This window comes from Escherichia sp. E4702, assembly GCF_963883545.1.
Taxonomy (GTDB): Bacteria; Pseudomonadota; Gammaproteobacteria; order Enterobacterales; family Enterobacteriaceae; genus Escherichia.
Map to the genome: position 1 here is coordinate 1 of NZ_CAWORF010000057.1, position 740 is coordinate 740.

1 protein-coding gene is annotated in these 740 nt (G+C 52.6%); it reads right to left on the reverse strand.

Annotated features, from left to right (window positions below; genetic code table 11):
- The coding region (locus AACU94_RS24515) for an elongation factor Tu (protein WP_135488432.1) at positions 1–740 on the reverse strand (740 nt) is incomplete at both ends.

A 740-nucleotide genomic window follows, 5' to 3' on the forward strand; every position in this document is an offset into this window, starting at 1 on the left:
AGTAGAACTGCGGACGGTAGCCTTTGAAGAACGGAGTATGACGGCCGCCTTCATCTTTGGACAGAATGTACACTTCAGATTCGAACTTGGTGTGCGGCTTGATGGTGCCCGGCTTAGCCAGTACCTGACCACGTTCGATTTCTTCACGTTTGATACCACGCAGCAGAACACCTACGTTCTCACCAGCACGGCCTTCGTCCAGCAGTTTGCGGAACATTTCAACGCCAGTACAGGTAGACTTCTGAGTCTCTTTGATACCAACGATTTCAACTTCTTCACCAACTTTGATGATACCGCGTTCTACACGACCGGTAACAACGGTACCACGACCGGAGATGGAGAATACGTCTTCGATCGGCAGCAGGAACGGCTTGTCAATCGCACGCTCTGGTTCCGGAATGTAAGAATCCAGGAAGCCAGCCAGTTCCAGGATTTTCGCTTCCCACTCTGCGTCGCCTTCCAGCGCTTTCAGAGCAGAACCACGAACGATCGGAGTGTCGTCGCCCGGGAAGTCGTACTGAGACAGAAGTTCACGAACTTCCATTTCAACCAGTTCCAGCAGCTCTTCGTCATCAACCATGTCACATTTGTTCAGGAACACGATGATGTACGGAACGCCTACCTGACGACCCAGCAGGATGTGCTCACGAGTCTGCGGCATCGGGCCGTCAGTCGCAGCAACTACCAGGATCGCGCCGTCCATCTGAGCAGCACCAGTGATCATGTTTTTAACATAGTCG